This window comes from Klebsiella sp. K-3, from assembly GCF_051207495.1.
GTDB lineage: Bacteria > Pseudomonadota > Gammaproteobacteria > Enterobacterales > Enterobacteriaceae > Klebsiella > Klebsiella aerogenes.
Genome location: NZ_JBPNXF010000002.1, coordinates 198787 through 217585, shown reverse-complemented (window position 1 = coordinate 217585; position 18799 = coordinate 198787). Strand labels below are relative to the sequence as shown.

The window sequence follows — 18799 nt, the reverse complement described above, 5'->3', positions numbered from 1 at the left end:
AGAATTAAAACTAAATAACATTCTCTTTTTGAGATTAAATTATGCAAGGGGTATGGGGATGAGACAAATCAGGCCGGAGATAAACGCTTTCTTATTAGCGATGGCAGGGGCGACGGTATTAATGATTGGTATGGGTTATGGCCGCTTCGCTTTCACCGGGATCCTGCCGGTGATGTTAAGCGATCAGATCCTGACGCTGCGTCAGGGTAATCTGGCCGCCTCCGCTAATTATGCCGGATACCTGCTGGGGGCATTGTTGCTGGCGAAGGCAAAGCCGGAGCAGGCGAGCAGAATGAATATTGTCTCGGTCATTCTGACGCTAATTTGTCTGGCGCTACTGGCCTGGCTGCGTTCGCCGCTGGCTATCATTATCCTGCGCGGGTTGGCCGGGGTACTCAGCGCGGTAACGCTTATCTCCGCCTCCTTATGGCTATTGCAACATATGAAACATCATAACGGCGCGCCGGTGCTGTTTGCCGGGGTCGGGATGGGGATTTTTCTGTCGGCAGAGTTTATTGCCGCCGGTAAAGCGCTGGCGTTTAGCAGTCAGCAAATCTGGCTACTGTGCGCTATCACGGCGACGGTGCTGTTTTTATGCGCCTTGCGCGGATTATTAAGCCCGGCGGATTCGCTGCTGGCGTTACACAGCGGACCCGCAACAGCGATGCCGCGCAACGATGGGCGCACGAGCGATGCGGTAAAATTGCTGCTGATTTATGGCCTCGCGGGCTTCGGCTATATCATCACCGCGACCTATTTGCCGCTGTTTTTGCACGGCGCGTTATCGGGTATCGACCCGGTGCACCTGTGGGCGGTATTTGGTCTCGCGGCGGTACCTTCCTGTTTTATCTGGCACCAACTCGTACTGAAAATTGGCTATCAGCGGGCATTTTGTAGCAATCTCGTTATTCAGGCCTTCGGCGTGGCCTTACCGGCGTGGAGCCACTCATTCACCTTTTGTCTGTTGAGCGCGCTGCTGGTTGGGGCGACCTTCCTTGGGACGGTAACCATTGCCTTGTCAGAGGGCAAGCGGCTAAATCAGGCGGTAAAATTTAATATGATCGCCGCGCTCACGGCGACTTACGGCGTCGGGCAGATAATCGGGCCGCTGGTCGCCGATGCGTTATACAGCCTGACGGGATCGTTTAACCCTTCACTATTAACTGCCAGCGGCGTGTTGCTGGGAGCCGCCGGACTGGTTGCCTGCGGCCGGCGCCAGCAATAACTGGCGCAGGGCGTCGAGAATCGGCGACACATATCCGCGGCGCCAGATAAGCTGGGTGGCGGCCTGGGTGACGTATTGCGTCTGGCAGCCTGCGGGCAGCGTGAGCAGGGCCAGGACGCTTTCCGGGAGCAAACAGGCGTAGCGACCGGTGGCGACGTTAGCCATCATCGCGTGATAGGAGCTGACATCGACGATGTCCACGTGCGCTCCCGTCTGCTGCAGATACTCGATGCCGCGCTGGCGGTAGGAACATCCTGCCGGGAAGGCGGCAAAACGGTAGTTGCGCCCCTCGACAGGGGCGATAAGGACCAGTTGTTCGATAAAAAGCGGTAGATATTCAAGCGTCTGTGGGCATTGAAGGCTGCCGTCCGGACCGGCCGGCAGTGAAACCAGCGCGCAGTCCAACGTGGAGTTTTCGACCAGTTCAGTCAGCTGACGGGTGGGCATGGTACGCAATGTCAGGTCGGCGTCCGGGCAGCGTTGCTGAAACAAAGGTAATATGGCCGGCAGGCGGCTGGCGGCACAGGCTTCCATCGCGCCGAGCTTTAACGTTCCCGCGGGCCGTGCCGGGTGCAGCGCCAGTTTAGCTTCTTCGGCAAGGCTTAAAATTCGCCGCGCGTAGCTGAGGAAGTTTTGCCCGGCGGGAGAAAGCAGCATCTTCTTGTTTCCGCGCACGAAAAGCTCGGCCTCCAGCTCCTCTTCAAGTTGCTGAATCCGAGTGGTGATGTTGGACTGCGCGCGACCAAGTTGTTTCGCCGCCTGAGTGACGCTTTGGGTTTCGGCCACCAGCTTAAAGATCAGTAATGTGGTGTGGTTCATATTTTTCTTCTCAATATGACAATATGGTTGATCTTAACATCTTAAAAAGAGATGGTTAATGCCTCACATCGCAAATTGCACAGGATCGCCAATGAATCAGCATTTACCGCGATTACTTAATATTCGTTACCCGATTATTCAGGCGCCGATGGCTGGGGTGTCGACACCAGCCCTGGCTGCGGCGGTAAGCAACGCCGGGGGACTGGGTTCGCTTGGGCTCGGCGCGTCGACGGTTACCCAGGCGCAAGCGCTTATTGAACAAACCCGACGGCTCACCGACCGTCCCTTTAACGTCAACCTTTTCTGTCATACGCCGTCGCGCCGTGATGCCGTTCAGGAAGCGCAGTGGCTGGCGCGGTTGGCTCCGGCGTTTGCCCGCTATCACGGCACGCCGCCGAAACAGCTTAATGAGATTTATCAGACCTTCCATCAACATCAATCCATGCTCGATATGCTGCTTGAACAGAAGCCGGCGGTGGTGAGTTTTCATTTTGGCGTGCCATCGTCAGAGGTTGTTCGCCGCTTCCAGCAACAGGGAACGGTAACGATGGCGTCCGCTACCTGCGTCGCGGAAGCGCGATTAATTGCGCAAGCGGGTATTGATGTCGTTATTGCGCAAGGGTATGAGGCCGGTGGCCATCGGGGGATTTTTGACCCACACGGCGACGATCGTCAAATGAGCACCTTCACTCTGCTTCAGGCTCTAAAGCAGGCTGTCGATTTACCCATTGTCGCCGCCGGCGGCATTATGCATGGGGCGGCCATATCCAGCCTGATGCAGCTCGGCGCGTCGGGCGTTCAGCTGGGAACCGCATTTTTATTGTGTCCGGAAGCGGCTATAGATAGTGGCTATCGACAGGCGCTCACGCAAAACAGTGACGTTGTCACCTTTTTAACGGCGGCCATCTCGGGTCGGCCGGCACGCTGCGTTAAAAATAGCTGGAGCGAAGTGGTGGCTTCATTCAGTGAACGTGACATTCCAGCCTATCCGCTCGCTTATGATGCCGGAAAAGCGCTGGCGACGGCGGCAAAAGCGCAGGGCGATCATGGTTTCGGCGCGCACTGGGCGGGACAAGGGGTGGCGATGATCCGCGAAATGCCGGCGGCAGAGCTGGTCAGGGCTCTGGTGGAGGAAGGCGGCCTGCAGTAGCCGCCTGCGAATAAGAGCTTAGCGGCGATGGGCAAGCTGTCGTACCAGCCTGTCGCCGATCATTTGTACGCCCTGAACCATCACCACCAGAATCAGTACCGTACCGACCATGACCTGATCGTTAAAACGCTGATAACCGTAGCGAATCGCCAGGTCTCCAAGACCGCCGCCGCCAATGACGCCCGCCATCGATGAAAAGCCAATCAGCATCACGATAGTCAGGGTGATCCCGGCAAGCAGGGTCGGTAACGCCTCCGGCAGCAGCGATTTAAAGATAACGTGCCACAGATTACCGCCCATCGACAGAATGGCTTCAATGCGCCCGTAATCCACTTCGTCCAGCGCGTTTTCGGTCAGTCGCGCGAAAAACGGAAAAGCGCCGATAGTAATCGGTACGACGGCGGCGGTGCTGCCTAAGGTGGTGCCGATAATCAAACGCGTGAAGGGGATCAGCGCAATGAGCAGTACAATAAACGGCAGCGATCGGCCAAAATTGATAATCGCCCCCAGCAACGCATTCAGTTTCGGCATCGGCGCCAGGCCGTTGCGACGGGAGACAAACAGTAACACGCCGACCGGCAGGCCGATTAAAATGGTAAACAGCGCCGCCAGCCCTACCATATAGAGGGTTTCCAGGCTGCCTTCCCACAATAAGGGCCATAAATCTTCCCAACTCATGCGACTACGCATAAAGGCCTCCCGTGAAAGCCGTGACGGGCAAGGAAATCTTGCTCCGCCTGCGGATTATGCAGTAACGACTGACGTAATCTGGACCAAGGCGCCACCAGCAGATCGGCGATTTTCCCGCTCTCGATGACTTCGCCATGCTCCAGCAGCGCCGCGTGATCGCACAGCGTTTTGACGACTTCCAGCTCATGGGTAATTAGCACGATAGTCAGATTGAGCCGCTGATTGATATCGGCCAGTAACGCCAGCACCGAGGCGGTGGTTTCCGGATCGAGGGCGCTGGTTGCTTCATCGCATAGCAGCACATCCGGGCCGGCCGCCAGCGCGCGGGCGATGCCGACGCGCTGCTTTTGACCGCCGGAAAGCTGGGATGGAAAGGCGGTTGCTTTATCCGCCAGTCCCACTAACTCCAGCAACTCGAGCACGCGTTCGCGGCGCGCACGTTTCTCGACACCGGCGATTTCCAGCGGTACCGCGACGTTGTCAGCCACGTTGCGGGCATGCAGCAGGTTGAAGTGCTGGAAGATCATTCCGGTGCGCAGACGGTGCTGACGTAAACCGGCTTTGTCTAACTGAGTGATATCCTGCCCGTTCACCACAATCCGGCCCGCAGAGGGCCGTTCGAGTAAATTGAGACAGCGGATCAGCGTGCTTTTGCCTGCGCCGCTGCGCCCGAGAATGCCATAAATCGCGCCTTTCGGGATCTGCAGCGACACGTCGTTCAGCGCCGGTCGGCCTGTTCCGGCATAGGTTTTACTCAGCCCGACGACCTCAATCATGATTGTGGCGCTACCGGGATAACCGAGCCGTTATAGTTTTTGCGAATAAACTCGGCAACCTGCGGCGAGGTGAGATCTTTGGCCAGCGCTTTAATGCGTGGGTCATTAGCCAATTGCGGCGTCGTCACCAGGATATTGGCGTAAGGGTTGTTATTCGCGCTCTCCAGTCCTAACGCATCTTTCGCCGGTACCAGTCCTGCTTCCAGCGCGTAGTTGCCATTAATAACCGCTAAATCGACATCGTCTAAGGAACGCGGGATCTGCGGCGATTCAATTTCGAGGATCTTCAGATGTTTGGGGTTTTCCACGATATCTTTCGGGGTAGCCAGGGTGGTCGCCGGGTTGGTGAATTTAGCGCCGAGTTTGATTAATCCCTCGCTTTGCAGCAGGAACAAGGCGCGACTGAGATTGGTGGTGTTGTTCGGCACCGCGACGGTCCCGTTTTCCGGGACGGAATTAAAGTCTTTATGCTTACGGGAATAAATACCCAGCGGTTCAATATGCACTGTGGCAGCGACGGCAAAGGTTTTACCCAGCGCTTTTTCCTGATCCTTCAAATAGGGAACGTGCTGGAAGTAGTTGGCATCAACATCGCCATTCGCCAGCAGCTCGTTGGCGTTAACGCCGCTGGTGAGTTCGACCACTTTGATATCGAGGCTGGGATCGATTTTTTTGATGTAATTGAGGATCTCAGCGTGCGGCACCGGGTCAGCGGCAACGCGCAGCGCGGCAGCCTGCGCGGATGTCCATGCCAGAGAAAGAGATAAAGCGACCCCTGCCAGTTTGAATGCGGCATATTTCATGTTGTTATCCTTATTAAATTAAACGATCAGTTGCTCAGTACGTTCGCGAAAAACATCCTGGTAATAACGTTCGGCGACGTCCGGGTGGGAACGCAGCCGCCCTTTGAGGTAATTCCAGCCAACATCCCGCAGCAGCGGATTTTGCGGATCGCTATCCGGGCCGAGCGCTTCCTGCGCCAGATGGGCGGGCAGGCGGTACACCGGCACTACGGCATCGAGCTGTGCGCCAAGAAAGAAGGCGATAGAGAGGCGTTCCTGTTCTGCCGGCGGCGAGACCACGCGATGAACGGTGGCGCGCAGGTAACCGTTAGTCGCCAGCTCAAGTAGCTCGCCGATATTCACCACAAAGCTGCCCGCCAGCGGCGTGGCATCGATCCAATGGTCCGGCGCGACTTCCACCTGCAGTCCTTTTTGCTCGTCCTGTAACAGGAAGCTTAAGAATCCAGAATCTTTATGCGCCCCAACGCCTTGGGCGCTTTTCGTTTCACGCTGGCCGGGGTAGCGAATCAATTTGATATGTTCATTCGGCTTATCGCCATACAGCGCGTCAAAGGCGTCGGCAGGCAACTGTAGCGCTTCGGCAAACGCGCGCAGCAAGGTCATTCCGACGCCGGTCATCGCCTGCTGCCAGCCCAGTAGAGTGGGTTTTAGCGACGGTAGCGCGGCGGGCCATAAATTCGGTCCCTGCAGGCGCTGCCAACGTGGCGCGTTTTCGGCGAGGGTTAAAGCCGGGCGTTCAGCGCCGATATCAAACTGTTCGCGCCAGTCCGGCTGGCCGCGAGTGAGCTCGGAAGCCGCGCGGTTATAGCCGCGAAAGTGCGGGGAGTGAATCATCGCCACCTGCTGCTTTTCGCTATCATCAAGGGAAAAAAAGCGTCGTGCCTGGCGTTGAACTTCAGTTTGCAATCCGGCGTCCACGCCGTGATTAATAAGATAAAAGAAACCAATATCGCGAGCGGCCTGGCGGAGATCGGCAAGAAAACCGGCCTTTTCAGCAGGATTGGTATAGCGGGCCAGATCGAGAATCGGCAAAGTTGTGGCGTTCATTGTGTTCTCCGAAAACGGGGTACGGGTCATTGGCTTTAAAGTGATTCTGGGTTCGGCAACAACAACGGCGCATGATGATTTCCTCTGTCGGGTAGATGCGCTCAGCTTGCCTTAGCGCAATTTTTTCGACCAATAACGTTCTTTTCTAATTTATGTCCGCTGCGGGTTCAGTGCTTTTGCGAAAAACAGATAAGGAGTAGGGAAACTGCGTGGGTGTGATGTAAAAAAGTGGCGGGATGTTGCATGATGCCGCCGCGGTCCGTATGGTGAGCGAAATTTTTCATGCAGGAAAGACAATGCACACGTCAAAAGATCCGCTTCACGGCGTGACGCTCGAAGCGTTACTCACTGACCTTGTGGCCAGATATGGCTGGGATGAACTGGCCAGACACATCAAAATCAACTGTTTCAAAAGCGATCCGAGCATAAAGTCGAGCCTGAAATTTCTGCGCCGCACGCCGTGGGCGCGTAAAGAAGTCGAAAACTTTTATCTCGATTCGCTGGAAGGGCTTATCGACAAATCTACCGCCTCTGCCGACGCTGGCCCGTGGGCCAACTGGCAGAAGAAGTAACGCTTATCAGGTTACCGCTTGTTCATTGACCCCATTGCGCAGCGCTCCCGGCGCTTTGCCGGTAATGCGTTTAAAGGCGCGGCTAAAGGCGGCGAGCGAGTTGTAGCCGAGGCGGAAGGCGACTTTTTCCAGGGCTTCGCCTTCATGGCTGATGTATTGTACCGCCAGGCGCATGCGTAATTCCGTCAGGTAGCGGGCCGGCGTGGTACCGGTGGCGGTGAGAAAACGTTCGGCGAACACCGAACGCGACAGTCCGGATTCGCGGGCTAAGTCCTCTACCTTCCAGTTGACGCCGGGCTGCTGATGCATAGCGTATATCGCGCGCGATAGCTTCGGGTCACGCAGTACCTGTACCCAGCCGGTGGCGTTACCGCAGCCGCATTCCACCCAGGCGCGGACGATCAGCGCCGCGACGACGTCGGCGAGACGTGCCAGAATACCGGCATAGCCCACCTGACGCGTCAGGGATTCACGCTCCATTGCCGCCAGCAGCGGCTGGATTTCCGGGCGGGCGTTTAACAGGCTACTGACCAGCATCACCTCCGGCATGGCCCGAACCAGCGGCTGCATTCCGCCTAATTCAAAATCCATACAGGCGCTGAAGATAACCGCATTTTCTTCGGTATTAACGCAGCCCGCGTTTTTAACGCAGGAAACCGTCCCGCAGACCGGTTTGCTGTCGAGCTCCATCACGTTCACCCGCGCGGCTTTGCTATCTGAGAGCAGAGCGTGCGCGTCGCTATTGGGAATAAACACGGCATCACCGCTCTCAAGCGAGAACTGTTTGCCGTTGCTCATTTGTAGCAGCAGCGGGCCGCGGCTGACGAAATGAAACTGCGCTTTGCCAGGAACCGAATTAAACTCCACGCCAAAAGGACGCGAGGTTTCAATCCGTCGGTATTTCACTCCCGACAGTCGCATGCCCTGTAACAGCTCGCTGGTCAGATCTAACGTTTGCAGGCTCATCTTTTTTCCGGACGAATAATCAATAATTGCAGAGTATGTATCATATATCGTCTTAACGGAAGCCACTAAGCTTGGCGAATGTTAATGATTCTGGAGAGATGTATATGAGTTCTTGCATTGTCGCTGAAGAGAGCGCAGTTAACGCCCGCCCGGCGTGGCGCGCCGTGTATGCGCTGGCGCTGGGGGTCTTTGGCCTGATCGTCGCTGAATTTCTACCGGCCAGTTTACTGACGCCGATGGCCAGCAGCCTGGGCGTGAGTGAGGGGATGGCCGGACAGGCGGTGACCGCCACGGCGTTAATCGCTCTGGTGACGGGGTTGTTGATTACCTCTGCAACCCGCAATATCGACCGTCGCTGGGTGCTGATGTTCTTTTCCGTATTGCAAATCATCTCCAGTCTGATCGTGGCCTTTGCCGGTTCACTGGAGTTACTGCTGCTGGGACGCCTGCTGCTTGGCATCGCTATCGGCGGCTTCTGGGCGATGTCGACGGCAACGGCGATGCGGCTGGTACCGGCGGCGATGGTGCCGAAAGCGCTGGCGATTATCTTCTCGGCGGTGTCGATTGCCACCGTAGTGGCGGCGCCGCTGGGTAGCTACCTGGGCGCGCTCATTGGCTGGCGTAACGTCTTTATCATCTGCGCCGTACCGAGCCTGGTCGCGCTACTGTGGCAGCTATGGGTACTGCCGTCGATGCGTCCGGAGAGCGCAGGCAGTTTCAGTACGTTGTTTAAAGTGCTGCGCCGGCCAGGGATGGTTGGCGGCCTGCTGGCTTCGATTTTGATTTTTGGCGGCCACTTCGCTTTCTTTACCTATCTGCGGCCATTTCTCGAAACCGTGGCGCTGGCAAGCGTAGAAGGGGTATCGTTGATATTGCTGGGGTTCGGCGTGGCCAACTTTATTGGCACCTCGATTGCCGGGCATCTGCTGGCGCGCAGTTTGCGGATGACGCTGGCGCTGGTTCCACTGGCGATGAGCGTGCTGGCGCTGATGATGGTGCTGTATGGTCATATTGCGCTACTGGATGGTCTGTTGGTCGCTCTGTGGGGATTTGCATTCGGTCTGGTGCCGGTGGCCTGGTCAACCTGGCTTGCCACCACGGTACCGGATGAAGCGGAAAGCGCAGGGGGATTATTAGTCGCTGCGATCCAGCTGGCCATTAGCGCCGGGGCTGCCGGCGGTGGCGCAATATTTGATATCAGCGGCGCTAGCGGCGTATTTACCGGCAGCGGGCTGTTATTATTAAGCGCCATGCTGATTGTCTTTATTGGCGTCAGGGTGACGCCGCCGGTCAGAAACAATTAATGATTAAACGCGCCGACTGGCGCGTTTATTTTTCTTCAGGCGCAGCGAGTACTCATTTTATTTTTATAAAACGAGCGGGTAATTGATGAGTTGAAAACTATTTATGCTTCCCCGCATGAATGCGGTTGCTGGCCTCAGCGTTTTGTCAGGTGGCTTCCATCACAGATTGGGCGCTATGTTATTAATTATTCTGTTAAATAGCGTCTGTCAGTTGGTCAACGATAACTTTACCGCTGTTATCAAACTGGGTAATGCGAAAATTAACGTTCCACGAGCGACGAGTATTAAATTTATCAAACAGGGAGACGCGGCCTTTTTTCTTACCCTCTTTATTGAGGATCACCCACTCAGTCACTTCGGTATACTGCTGGCTAGGTTGATGACCGCTTTGTTGTTCAACTAATTGGTCTTCAGAATCCAGTTTTAAATAATCGCGTAACATTTTGCACCTCTTTGTTAATGTTTTTTTAACGTTACTCCTTTTTTTGATTCTTTCAATCTGAATTTTTAATCGACAGTGGTAACTATTAGGTAGCAATCTAGCTGTTATATTTTCGGTAATACTCTGCTGAATCCCAGGCTCTTGTAACCATTCAGCACCACACCGACCTACGGAAGCGAAGCGATGGATGCCTCATCCAGCGGAAAGAGGTCCGTTGGATGTGGCATTGATTACCCGGTTTTTGGGATTGAGGTTATTCATCGTGCTGATGAATATTACAGCACCGCTACGTACTTAATACCGTTATTGTTCTGTTTTAGCCTTTCCAGCGCTTGTGGGATATCATCGAAACTGACGCTTTCTATCGGCGGCATCACCAGTTCGCCGCGGCCAATTTGCTGCAGCATGCTTTCCCCGGCCTGACGTAATCGACTCCACTGTCTCTGGGTGCCGTAAGGATGGATTGCCGCCAGTGCGACTTCATGTAATGAGATACTGGTAGTAAATGCCGGTAGCGGCGCGTGCTCGAGCCGGTCCTGTATACAGACCAGATGGCCGTAGTAGCCGAGCAACCCAGCAAGCGAAAGAGCATTTTGCTGATTTACGGTATCGAAAGCGGCATACAGCGATTTACCCGCCAGCGCGCGTTTTAGCTCCTGAGGCCAGGAGGTATGGTGATAATCAAAGGCCTGAATCACCCCGCGAGCCAGCAGTTTCGCGTGATGCGTGGCGCTGGCAGTAACGTAGACGTTAGCGCCGCTCTCAATCAGTAATTGACTTAGCAGACTGCCGGCAGCGCCGCCCGCGCCGCTGACCAGTACATTCTCGCCAGCCGGATGGGGGATTTTCTGCGCTGCCTGCCACGCCGTCAGACCAGGGCACGGCAGCGCCGCAGCGGTGAGGTCGCTGATGTGGTCGGGAACCGCAATCACCGCCTGGGCGCTGACTAATGTATGGCGAGCAAAGCTACCGTCAAAACGCAGGTCGGTGTGATACATCACACGCGTGCCGGGGCGAAGGTGGCGGGCGTTGTGGCCAACGGCGGTAATCACCCCCATGCCGTCGACGCCGGGGATCTGATCCTCCTGCCAGGCGTCGGAGAGACCAGCCATCAGCTTCCAGTCGACCGGATTAAGACCAATGGCGCGGTTCTCGATCAGCACCTGATCGTCAGCGGGCGTGACTAACGTTTTCTCATGCCGTTCGAGCAGAAGCGGGGAGGCGTGCTTTTTCCACAGCCAGGCGTCGGTTTTTATCATTGTTTCTTCCTCTGGTGTTGGTGAGCGGTCCATTAAAACAAAATCAGAACTAAAGATAATTCCATAAATAGCAATTATCTATTGCGATTAGTGCTGTTTATCGCAATAGCATTCCATGAAACACTTTGCTCATATTTTCAACGTGATACCGCCCGGCGGTTGACGGAGTGACTCATGAGCATCGAAAAATTAACCCAGCAGCCGCTAACGATTGGCGTTGAACTGCCGCTGGACAATGACTGGTCGACCAGCGGACAGCTAAAACGGCAGCGCGACGGGCGACCGTTTGGCGTGCCGGATATGAGCGAGCACGCGGAGCGCATTAAACTGGCGGATACGCTCGGTTTTCGCGCCGCCTGGATCCGCGATGTTCCGCTTTACGATCCGCAGTTTGGCGATGCGGCTAACGTTTTTGAAGCTTTTACCTACCTCGGCTATTTATCGAGCCTGACGCAAAATATCTTGCTGGGTACGGCGGCAGTTGTGCTGCCGCTACGTCAGCCATGGCTGGTACGTAAAGCCGCCGCCACGGTGCAGGCGCTCAGCGGCGACCGGCTGCTATTGGGCATTGCCAGCGGCGACAGGCCAGTCGAATACCCGCTATTTGGTGAAGACTACGCCAGCCGCGGCGAGCGTTTCCGTCACGGCGTGAGCGTGCTGAAGGGCGAGACCGACCGTCAGCTGGAGCCTGGCCTGGAGTTGCTGCCAGCCAAACCGACCCCGCCGCTGCTGGTTGCTGGTTTGGCGCAACAAACGGCGCAATGGGTAGGCAGTAATATGGATGGCTGGCTTGCCTATCCAGGCCAGCCTGACGAGCACGTTAGCCGCGTCAAGCTGTGGCGCCGGGTAGCGGGCGAGAAACCCTATATCAGCTTTATCCATCTGGATCTGCAAGATGACCCCAATGCGCCGATTCAGCGCCATCGTTTCGGCATCAGCAGCGGCCGCCATGGTCTCATTCAGGAATTAAATGCGATGCGCGATGCCGGCGTGAACCATATCGGACTGCATTTTCGTCGCAACCAGCGTCCGCTGGCCGAGACGATGCAGGAGATTGGCGAACTGGTGCTGCCGGCATTCCATTATTAAAGTACGCCGTCACCGCCGTCTGAACACCAGACCTGGCCGGAGGCATACGAGCAGGCATCAGAGGCGAGAGTCACATACAACGGGGCGATCTCGACGGGTTGCCCTGGCCGCCCCAGCGGCGTATCGCCGCCAAAGTTTTGCACTTTTTCCGCCGGCTGTCCGCCGCTTGACTGCAGCACCGTCCAGTACGGGCCGGGAGCGACCGCATTGACCCGGATCCCACGCGGCCCTAACTGCTTGGCCAGCGATTTGGTGAATGCCACCAGGCAGGCTTTGGTCTGGGCATAATCCAGCAAAATAGGGCTCGGTTTAAAAGCCTGTACCGAAGAGGTGTTGATAATCACGCTTTGGGCTTTGAGGTGCGGCAGCGCGGCTTTGGTTATCCAGAACGGCGCATAGACGTTGGTTTTGAAGGTAGCATCGAAATCGGCAGTGGTGAGTTGCTCAATTTTTTCACAGTATTGCTGACGTCCTGCATTATTCACAACGATATCCAAACCGCCAAGACCGCTTACCGCTTTTTCCACCAGCGTTTCACAGAAGGATTCCACGCGAATATCGCCCGGTATCGCCACCGCTGTACGGCCTTCCGCTTTGATAAGCGCGATGACGGCGTCCGCATCGCTCTGTTCTTCCGGAAGATAGTTAATGGCAACATCCGCGCCTTCGCGGGCAAAGGCGATAGCCACGGCGCGACCAATACCGGAGTCTCCGCCGGTAATCAGCGCTTTCTTACCCTGTAGCCGTCCTGACCCGCTGTAGCTGACTTCACCATGATCCGGTGTAGGTTCCATTTCGGCGGCCAGGCCGGGAGGCGTTTGCGGTTGATCGGGGAAAGGGGGTTGTGGCCAATGGTTGGTACGCAGTTTGTCATTATCCATAGCAATCTCCTTCACAGAAAAGAGTAATGATAGAAGGTATGCGGTTGTTGCGATAAATGTAAATCTTTGCCCAATGGGTATATTCCAGATTTTCTTTAGCCAACATACTGATATAAGGCGATTTATATGTGATTATTCATTTTATTATTTTTCGGATTATTCAATGAAATATTTAAAAATAGAATATTTAATCTTATTTACAGTTCTTTTTGCTCATTCGTCAGGCACTAAAAATTCTGGCTTTGCCGTCGCGTTTATTTCATCTGATTAATATGATCTTAGCGAGATATTGGTTATTTTTGTCGTTCCGTTATTTATTTTTGTATTAATTATGTAACGACTGTTAATATATTTTATTTGAGTTGCATATTTCACTTATTGCTCCAGACTTAACTCTCGACGGCGATGATTTAGATCGTTAAATCATCTTTTACTAACCAAGCTAAAAGGTAAACGTTATGGCAGAACACAGAGGTGGTTCAGGTAATTTTGCAGAAGACCGGGAAAAAGCATCTGAAGCCGGACGTAAAGGCGGACAGCACAGCGGCGGGAATTTTAAAAATGACCCGGAACGTGCATCCGAAGCCGGTAAAAAAGGCGGTAAAAACAGCCATGGCGGCGGCCGTAAATCCGGTGATAGCTAGCTTGTGAATATAAGTAATTTGATCTGGTAGCTGCTGTTAAAAATACCCTGCGGGTCATCCGGCCCGCAGTTTTTTAAAAGGTGTGACTTATGAAAATACAAACCATTGAAGATATTTTTATCCATTTATTATCGGATACCTACAGCGCGGAAAAACAGTTAACCCGCGCGCTGGCTAAGCTATCCCGCGCCAGCGCATGTGAGGAGCTACAAACGGCATTCAGCGCTCACCTCGAGGAAACGCAGGGTCATATAGAACGTATCGATAAACTTCTCGAACAGAATGATCAAATTCGCCTGAAACGGATGAAGTGTGTGGCGATGGAAGGGCTTATCGAAGAGGCCAACGAAGTGATCGAAGCGACGGAAAAGAACGAGATCCGGGATGCTGCGCTGATAGCCGCCGCGCAGAAAGTTGAACACTATGAAATTGCGGCCTACGGTACGCTGTGTACGCTGGCAGAGCAGCTCGGCTATAAAGCCGCGGTGAAACTGCTGGCGGAAACGCTGGAAGAAGAAAAAGACGCTGATATGAAATTAACGGACATCGCCGTTGGACACGTCAATCAGGATGCCCAACAGTCCGCTTAATCCTATCTAAGGCATCAGGCAAAAAAATGAGTCTTAGTCCGGTTGTAATAAAAAGGTGTCATCTCGTCGCGGCGATAATGTGGTTTGTACTGGCTATACCGTCGGTAATATGGTGGAAAGACAGTGTCCTGTGGGTCATCATTATTAGTATTTATGCAAATATTGTCGGCCACTTATCCGGGTATAGCGCAGCGCGAGCCGACCAGGCCGCAGAAGAAAATGAAGATAAGGCTGAAGAGTAATTATCTTGTTATAAAGAGGTTGTTATGACTGATATTGAAAATTATCACGATTGGTTGCGTGACGCGCACGCTATGGAAAAGCAGGCCGAATCGATGCTTGAATCGATGGTCAAACGCATCGACAGCTACCCGGAATTATGCACCCGCCTTGAGCAGCATCTTTTTGAAACCCGTCGGCAAATTACCGTGCTGGATGATATTATTGCGCGCAATAATATTTCCCGCTCGGTTCTTAAAGACTCAATGAGTAAAATCGCCGCGATGGGACAATCTATTGGTGGAATGTTTCCACAAGATGAAGTGGTGAAAGGGGTGATCAGCGGTTACGTTTTCGAGCAGTTTGAGGTCGCCTGTTATACCTCCTTATTAACCGCCGCGCAAAAGGTCAACGATCATGATTCGATTGCGGATTTAGAAAGTATTCTGGCGGAAGAGAGAGGCATGGCCGAATGGTTGCTGCAACATATTCCGGATATTACCGAGCAATATATTATTCGCTCCGAAACGCCGGGTTTTGATGCCAAGCGTTAGCGGTAAAAGGTCTGTAAATGATTCGTCTCCTTGCTATCTTGTCGCGTATTAACGATAGCGCGCCGCCGCTAACGGCAGCAGGGCGGCAAATTACGTTAGAGATAAATTTTGACGCGCACTGTCAGTGCCCGTCGTTAACCCCGAGGCAGCAAATTCTGGTAGATAAACTGGCCAGACGCTCGAAGCCCGCGCAGAGAAAATAAGAGCTTATACCTCGGGTATGCTTCGGGCGCTCGTGATGTTCTGCTGATACGAGGGGGAATAATGCCTCGCCAACCGTGGTTTCAAAACGCTGTAATTTATCAGGTTAATACCTCGCTGTTTTATGATGCCAATGGTGATGGCTGTGGCGATCTGGCCGGGATAAGGCAAAAACTCTATTACTTACGTAGCTTTGGGGTGACGGTATTGTGGTTAACCCCCTTTTATCTGACGCCATTTCTTGATGACGGTTACGACGTGCAGGATCATCTGCAGCCCGATCCGCGTTTTGGGCAAATCAGTGACGTTATTCAACTGATTGATGAGGTGCGGGAACTGGGGATACGCGTTATCATTGAGTTGGTTATCCAGCATACCTCTTACCGCCATAGTCGCCTCAATTGATCTGAACATGGCATTTCGCCATGGTGTAGTGGTCACTGAGTACTTGAGTATTATTGATTCATTGCTGGCTGGTGGTCGGAAATATCCGAGAGTACTTATTATGGCTAACAGGCGACATTATTTATTATGGCAATGGCCAAATTTCATGACAACGCTACAATTTATCATTCAATGCCGCAAAGTTGGAGGTGGTATGTATATTAATTATGTTACTGAAAAAGAAGAGGACGACCCGACACGGGCACCTGAGTCAGGCGATAAACAACCGGAACGCGATAAGTAACGTCTCTACGCTTCGGTCGGAATGATTGAAATCTGGCCGTTACGTTCGAGGATCGCAAATTTAATCTTCTCAAGTTGATATATACCATGGTGCTGTCGCGCGGCGAGCAATATGTCATCCACAGAGATATTGACCATTTTCATTTTATCGTCAGCGACAACACCATTTTCTACGATGATCGTCGGCGAACCATCAAGATAATTCTCTGCCTGTGAAAAGCGCTTCTTAATATAGCCAAATAAAATATCCACGCTGACCAGCGTGACAATAGTCAGCATTGAACCGGTAACAGAATAGTCGGTGCTGAGCATGGCCTGCTGGGTGGCCTCACTGATAATCAGCAGTAAAATCAGATCAAAACTGGTGAGTTGCATAAGCGTTCTTCTGCCAGCAACTTTAAAAATAATCAATAAGATAAGATAGATTGCGACGGCTCTGAGCACCATTTCCATCGTTGTGACTCCTAAGGGAAGACAAATTGGCTAAAGGTGACGGCAGGTTGCCGGTTCGCCTGTAGTGTCGTGGAAAGGTTGCCAAATGTTTTTGGCGTGATAGATAACCACAGCGAAAGCGGCGCGCCACTGCTATTTTCATTGTAAACCAGGATCAGATGACCGTTAGCGCTGTACATATTATCGGGCTGCGGTCGAATATCGCCAATTTGGTAATGGCTTAATAACGTGGGTGAAAAATCCACTGAGGTATGAGTGAGGCCACTGTTTTTTACCTGAACATTGACTTCGGTTTCGCTCATTAGCCTGGCAAAACGGTCATAGTCTACCGTTAATGATGAAGCGGAATTCTCATGATGGGCGGAGCTCAGGAAGCCAGATGAAAATAAACCGCATAATGCAGCAATGATAATAATGGCGAGAAATACCACCCCATAGCGCCGGAAGTTATACTCGAAGCGTAACGCCTGTAGATTCTCGTTTATCTCTGGCGGATCCTGTTGATTATTGTCCATCTTTCGGCTCCAGCATGATGTTTATATTTAACGCTACGATAGCGACGTTGTTATTTTAGCTGATATCAGAATTATTGACGTTGTTAAAATCGCTATCCGCGGCCAGACTTTAATAACAGTCTGCTGACATGAAAGGTGAAATAATGAGGAAAAAGCTAATCGCAACACTCTGTTTGTTACTCACCGCTGGCGTCTGGGCTGAAGAAAAGGGCGGTTTTAAAAACGATGCCGCACCGCCGCCGCCGCACCAGCTGGATGACGGCTATCGCGGTATGGAGGATGGCCGGATCATGACCATTGAGCAGGCGAAAACCATGCACGACGGCGCGACTATCTCCCTGCGCGGCAATGTGATTAAGCATGAAGGCGACGACCGCTATCTGTTCCGTGATAAGACCGGAACCATTGCGGCCATAATTCCGGCAGCCGTTTTCGATGGCCAGGAAATCAAGCCGGACAAACTGGTGAGTATTAACGGAAGCCTGGATAGCAAAATGACGCCGCCGCTGGTGCGGGTTGATAAGCTGCGCAAACAAGCGCCCAATTAACCGGAGAGCCTGAGTATGAGCAGAGCGCATCACCATGAACTCGATAAACGCGGTAAACACCCGGCGCGAGAAGAGCCGGGTAAACACGGTGAGATCCCGCGGAAACGGGATGATAGCGACGATCACCGAAGCGATCCCTATCATCCGACAGAAAACGCCAAAGCGGTTTGTTTCTGCTGAGGCTCATGAAATCCCGCGCGGTGCGCGGGGTTAGCGTTTACTCACGTAACGCGTTTCGCCAGTCAGCAATCAGGTCTTGCGGATCTTCAATACCTACCGAGAGTCGGATCAACTGCGGCGTTATACCATTCGCCAGCCGCTGTTCCAGCGGAATGGAGGCGTGGGTCATGCTGAATGGCTGGCTCACCAGGCTTTCCACACCCCCCAGGCTTTCCGCCAGGGTAAATAACCGTAGCTTCTTGATGATGCGCCCGGCGTAGTCATCATCTCCCTTGACCACAATGGAAATCATACCGCCTGGCAGAGCCATCTGTCGGCGGGCCAGAGTGTGATGAGGATGGCTGGCGAGCCAGGGGAACCACACTTTCTCGACCTGCGGCTGCTGCTCCAGCCATTCCGCCAGCAGCAGAGCGTTGCTGCTATGACGTTCTACCCGCAAAGCCAGAGTGCGAATGCCGCGCAGGGTCAGGAAGCTGCTGAATGGGTCAAGTACGCCGCCGACGGCGTTTTGCAGATAGCCCAGCTTCTCCGCCAGCGCGGGGTTGTCGCCAACCACCGCCAACCCGGCGACGACATCCGAATGACCGTTGAGATATTTGGTCGCTGAATGCACCACGATATCAAAGCCCAGTTCGATAGGGCGATGGATGATCGGTGAGGCAAAGGTATTATCGGTGACGCTGATAATGTTATGTCGACGGGCAATCTCGGCAATGGCCGCAAGATCCGCCAGCTGGAGTAACGGATTGGTCGGCGTTTCCACCCAAATCATCCGCGTATCAGGGCGGATCGCGGCTTCGATGCCTGCCAGATCGTCAGGTTTGACCCAGGTCACTTGCAGACCGGCGCTACGACGGCGAACATTTTCAATCAGCCGGTATGTGCCGCCATAGACGTCATCTACCGCCACCAGATGGCTATCCTTATCCAGCAGTTCCAGTACCGTGGAAATGGCCGCGAGGCCTGAAGCAAAAGCAAAACCCCGGCTACCGCTTTCCAGCTCCGCGATGGCCGTTTCCAGCGCGTGGCGGGTTGGATTACCACTACGTGAATATTCATAGCCGGTATGCTGACCCGGCGCGGGCTGGGCAAAGGTGGAGGTGGCGTAAATTGGTGGCATCACCGCGCCATGCTGGTCGTTAAAAATGCCGCTATGGACGCTGAGCGTCTGTAAGTTTTTCATGT

At 53.7% G+C, this 18799-nt stretch carries 24 protein-coding genes and 1 pseudogene; 13 read left to right on the top strand and 12 right to left on the bottom strand.

The window, feature by feature from the left end; translation table 11 throughout:
- The first annotated feature begins 52 nt into the window (after positions 1-52).
- On the top strand, positions 53-1225 hold the full coding sequence (locus ACSEMK_RS03895; RefSeq protein ID WP_430915181.1) for a YbfB/YjiJ family MFS transporter: 1173 nt from the start codon (positions 53-55) through the stop codon (positions 1223-1225).
- Here ACSEMK_RS03895 and ACSEMK_RS03890 read toward each other — a convergent pair.
- On the bottom strand, positions 1160-2044 hold the full coding sequence (locus ACSEMK_RS03890; RefSeq protein ID WP_430915180.1) for a LysR family transcriptional regulator: 885 nt from the start codon (positions 2042-2044) through the stop codon (positions 1160-1162). The genes ACSEMK_RS03895 and ACSEMK_RS03890 overlap by 66 nt on opposite strands.
- Before the next feature lie 91 nt (positions 2045-2135).
- On the opposite strand from ACSEMK_RS03890, the gene ACSEMK_RS03885 reads away from it, so the two are divergent.
- Positions 2136-3194: an NAD(P)H-dependent flavin oxidoreductase gene (locus ACSEMK_RS03885; RefSeq protein ID WP_430915179.1), complete on the top strand. Its 1059-nt coding sequence runs from the start codon at positions 2136-2138 to the stop codon at positions 3192-3194.
- Positions 3195-3212: 18 nt separating this feature from the next.
- On the opposite strand, the gene ACSEMK_RS03880 is transcribed toward ACSEMK_RS03885, so the two are convergent.
- Genes ACSEMK_RS03880 through ACSEMK_RS03865 form a run of 4 tightly spaced genes read right to left on the bottom strand, consistent with a single transcriptional unit; the run spans position 3213 to position 6510 of the window.
- Positions 3213-3872 carry a methionine ABC transporter permease gene (locus ACSEMK_RS03880; RefSeq protein ID WP_161798788.1) on the bottom strand — a complete coding sequence of 220 codons (660 nt, stop codon included), beginning with the start codon at positions 3870-3872 and terminating at the stop codon, positions 3213-3215.
- Entirely contained in the window at positions 3869-4660 is a 792-nt protein-coding gene (locus ACSEMK_RS03875; protein ID WP_015705346.1) for a methionine ABC transporter ATP-binding protein, read from the bottom strand. The genes ACSEMK_RS03880 and ACSEMK_RS03875 overlap by 4 nt, the downstream gene beginning before the upstream one ends.
- Complete coding sequence (locus tag ACSEMK_RS03870) at positions 4657-5463, bottom strand: MetQ/NlpA family ABC transporter substrate-binding protein (protein ID WP_430915178.1); 807 nt, start codon at positions 5461-5463, stop codon at positions 4657-4659. The genes ACSEMK_RS03875 and ACSEMK_RS03870 overlap by 4 nt, the downstream gene beginning before the upstream one ends.
- A gap of 18 nt (positions 5464-5481) precedes the next feature.
- Positions 5482-6510, bottom strand: a complete 1029-nt coding sequence (locus ACSEMK_RS03865; protein ID WP_430915177.1) for an isopenicillin N synthase family dioxygenase — start codon at positions 6508-6510, stop codon at positions 5482-5484.
- Positions 6511-6806: 296 nt separating this feature from the next.
- Here ACSEMK_RS03865 and ACSEMK_RS03860 point away from each other — a divergent pair, with 296 nt between their 5' ends.
- Positions 6807-7082 (top strand): VF530 family DNA-binding protein, encoded by a 276-nt coding sequence (locus ACSEMK_RS03860; RefSeq protein WP_047048980.1) that lies wholly within the window; start codon positions 6807-6809, stop codon positions 7080-7082.
- Between the two features lie 6 nt (positions 7083-7088).
- Here ACSEMK_RS03860 and ACSEMK_RS03855 read toward each other — a convergent pair whose 3' ends face one another.
- Positions 7089-8048, bottom strand: a complete 960-nt coding sequence (locus ACSEMK_RS03855; RefSeq protein ID WP_047048213.1) for an AraC family transcriptional regulator — start codon at positions 8046-8048, stop codon at positions 7089-7091.
- Between the two features lie 104 nt (positions 8049-8152).
- Here ACSEMK_RS03855 and ACSEMK_RS03850 point away from each other — a divergent pair, with 104 nt between their 5' ends.
- Positions 8153-9352: an MFS transporter gene (locus ACSEMK_RS03850; protein ID WP_430915176.1), complete on the top strand. Its 1200-nt coding sequence runs from the start codon at positions 8153-8155 to the stop codon at positions 9350-9352.
- A gap of 193 nt (positions 9353-9545) precedes the next feature.
- Here the strand turns inward: ACSEMK_RS03850 and ACSEMK_RS03845 are convergent, their stop codons facing one another.
- Positions 9546-9794, bottom strand: coding sequence for a hypothetical protein (locus ACSEMK_RS03845; protein WP_015366686.1), 249 nt, complete (start codon positions 9792-9794; stop codon positions 9546-9548).
- Positions 9795-10069: 275 nt separating this feature from the next.
- Positions 10070-11053, bottom strand: coding sequence for a zinc-binding dehydrogenase (locus ACSEMK_RS03840; protein WP_430915175.1), 984 nt, complete (start codon positions 11051-11053; stop codon positions 10070-10072).
- 174 nt (positions 11054-11227) lie between these two features.
- Here ACSEMK_RS03840 and ACSEMK_RS03835 point away from each other — a divergent pair, with 174 nt between their 5' ends.
- Positions 11228-12142, top strand: a complete 915-nt coding sequence (locus ACSEMK_RS03835; protein ID WP_213316040.1) for a TIGR03571 family LLM class oxidoreductase — start codon at positions 11228-11230, stop codon at positions 12140-12142.
- On the opposite strand, the gene ACSEMK_RS03830 is transcribed toward ACSEMK_RS03835, so the two are convergent.
- Positions 12139-13023 carry an SDR family oxidoreductase gene (locus tag ACSEMK_RS03830; RefSeq protein ID WP_015366683.1) on the bottom strand — a complete coding sequence of 295 codons (885 nt, stop codon included), beginning with the start codon at positions 13021-13023 and terminating at the stop codon, positions 12139-12141. The two genes, ACSEMK_RS03835 and ACSEMK_RS03830, sit on opposite strands and share 4 nt — an antisense overlap.
- Positions 13024-13481: 458 nt before the next feature.
- On the opposite strand from ACSEMK_RS03830, the gene ACSEMK_RS03825 reads away from it, so the two are divergent.
- From ACSEMK_RS03825 to ACSEMK_RS03800, 6 genes and pseudogenes are all read left to right on the top strand, one after another.
- Entirely contained in the window at positions 13482-13667 is a 186-nt protein-coding gene (locus tag ACSEMK_RS03825; protein ID WP_004143718.1) for a general stress protein, read from the top strand.
- Between the two features lie 89 nt (positions 13668-13756).
- Positions 13757-14257 carry a ferritin-like domain-containing protein gene (locus ACSEMK_RS03820; protein WP_015366681.1) on the top strand — a complete coding sequence of 167 codons (501 nt, stop codon included), beginning with the start codon at positions 13757-13759 and terminating at the stop codon, positions 14255-14257.
- 26 nt (positions 14258-14283) lie between these two features.
- Entirely contained in the window at positions 14284-14499 is a 216-nt protein-coding gene (locus ACSEMK_RS03815; RefSeq protein WP_032705768.1) for a hypothetical protein, read from the top strand.
- Between the two features lie 24 nt (positions 14500-14523).
- Positions 14524-15030: a ferritin-like domain-containing protein gene (locus tag ACSEMK_RS03810; RefSeq protein WP_015366679.1), complete on the top strand. Its 507-nt coding sequence runs from the start codon at positions 14524-14526 to the stop codon at positions 15028-15030.
- Positions 15031-15294: 264 nt separating this feature from the next.
- Positions 15295-15621 (top strand): annotated as a pseudogene (locus ACSEMK_RS03805) (alpha-amylase family glycosyl hydrolase); the annotation flags it as partial.
- Between the two features lie 22 nt (positions 15622-15643).
- On the top strand, positions 15644-15919 hold the full coding sequence (locus ACSEMK_RS03800) for a hypothetical protein (protein ID WP_213794120.1): 276 nt from the start codon (positions 15644-15646) through the stop codon (positions 15917-15919).
- A gap of 5 nt (positions 15920-15924) precedes the next feature.
- Here ACSEMK_RS03800 and ACSEMK_RS03795 read toward each other — a convergent pair whose 3' ends face one another.
- Both ACSEMK_RS03795 and ACSEMK_RS03790 read right to left on the bottom strand, forming a co-directional pair.
- Positions 15925-16371 (bottom strand): DUF421 domain-containing protein, encoded by a 447-nt coding sequence (locus tag ACSEMK_RS03795; protein WP_087860738.1) that lies wholly within the window; start codon positions 16369-16371, stop codon positions 15925-15927.
- Between the two features lie 11 nt (positions 16372-16382).
- A complete protein-coding gene (locus tag ACSEMK_RS03790) occupies positions 16383-16886 on the bottom strand; it encodes a hypothetical protein (protein WP_113373407.1) in 504 nt (167 codons plus the stop codon).
- Positions 16887-17029: 143 nt separating this feature from the next.
- Here ACSEMK_RS03790 and ACSEMK_RS03785 point away from each other — a divergent pair, with 143 nt between their 5' ends.
- Positions 17030-17434: a YdeI family stress tolerance OB fold protein gene (locus ACSEMK_RS03785; protein WP_087860740.1), complete on the top strand. Its 405-nt coding sequence runs from the start codon at positions 17030-17032 to the stop codon at positions 17432-17434.
- 15 nt (positions 17435-17449) lie between these two features.
- Positions 17450-17614, top strand: coding sequence for a hypothetical protein (locus ACSEMK_RS03780; RefSeq protein WP_015705356.1), 165 nt, complete (start codon positions 17450-17452; stop codon positions 17612-17614).
- A 37-nt stretch (positions 17615-17651) separates the two neighbouring features.
- On the opposite strand, the gene ACSEMK_RS03775 is transcribed toward ACSEMK_RS03780, so the two are convergent.
- Complete coding sequence (locus ACSEMK_RS03775; RefSeq protein WP_430915223.1) at positions 17652-18797, bottom strand: trans-sulfuration enzyme family protein; 1146 nt, start codon at positions 18795-18797, stop codon at positions 17652-17654.
- Between the last annotated feature and the right edge of the window lie 2 nt (positions 18798-18799).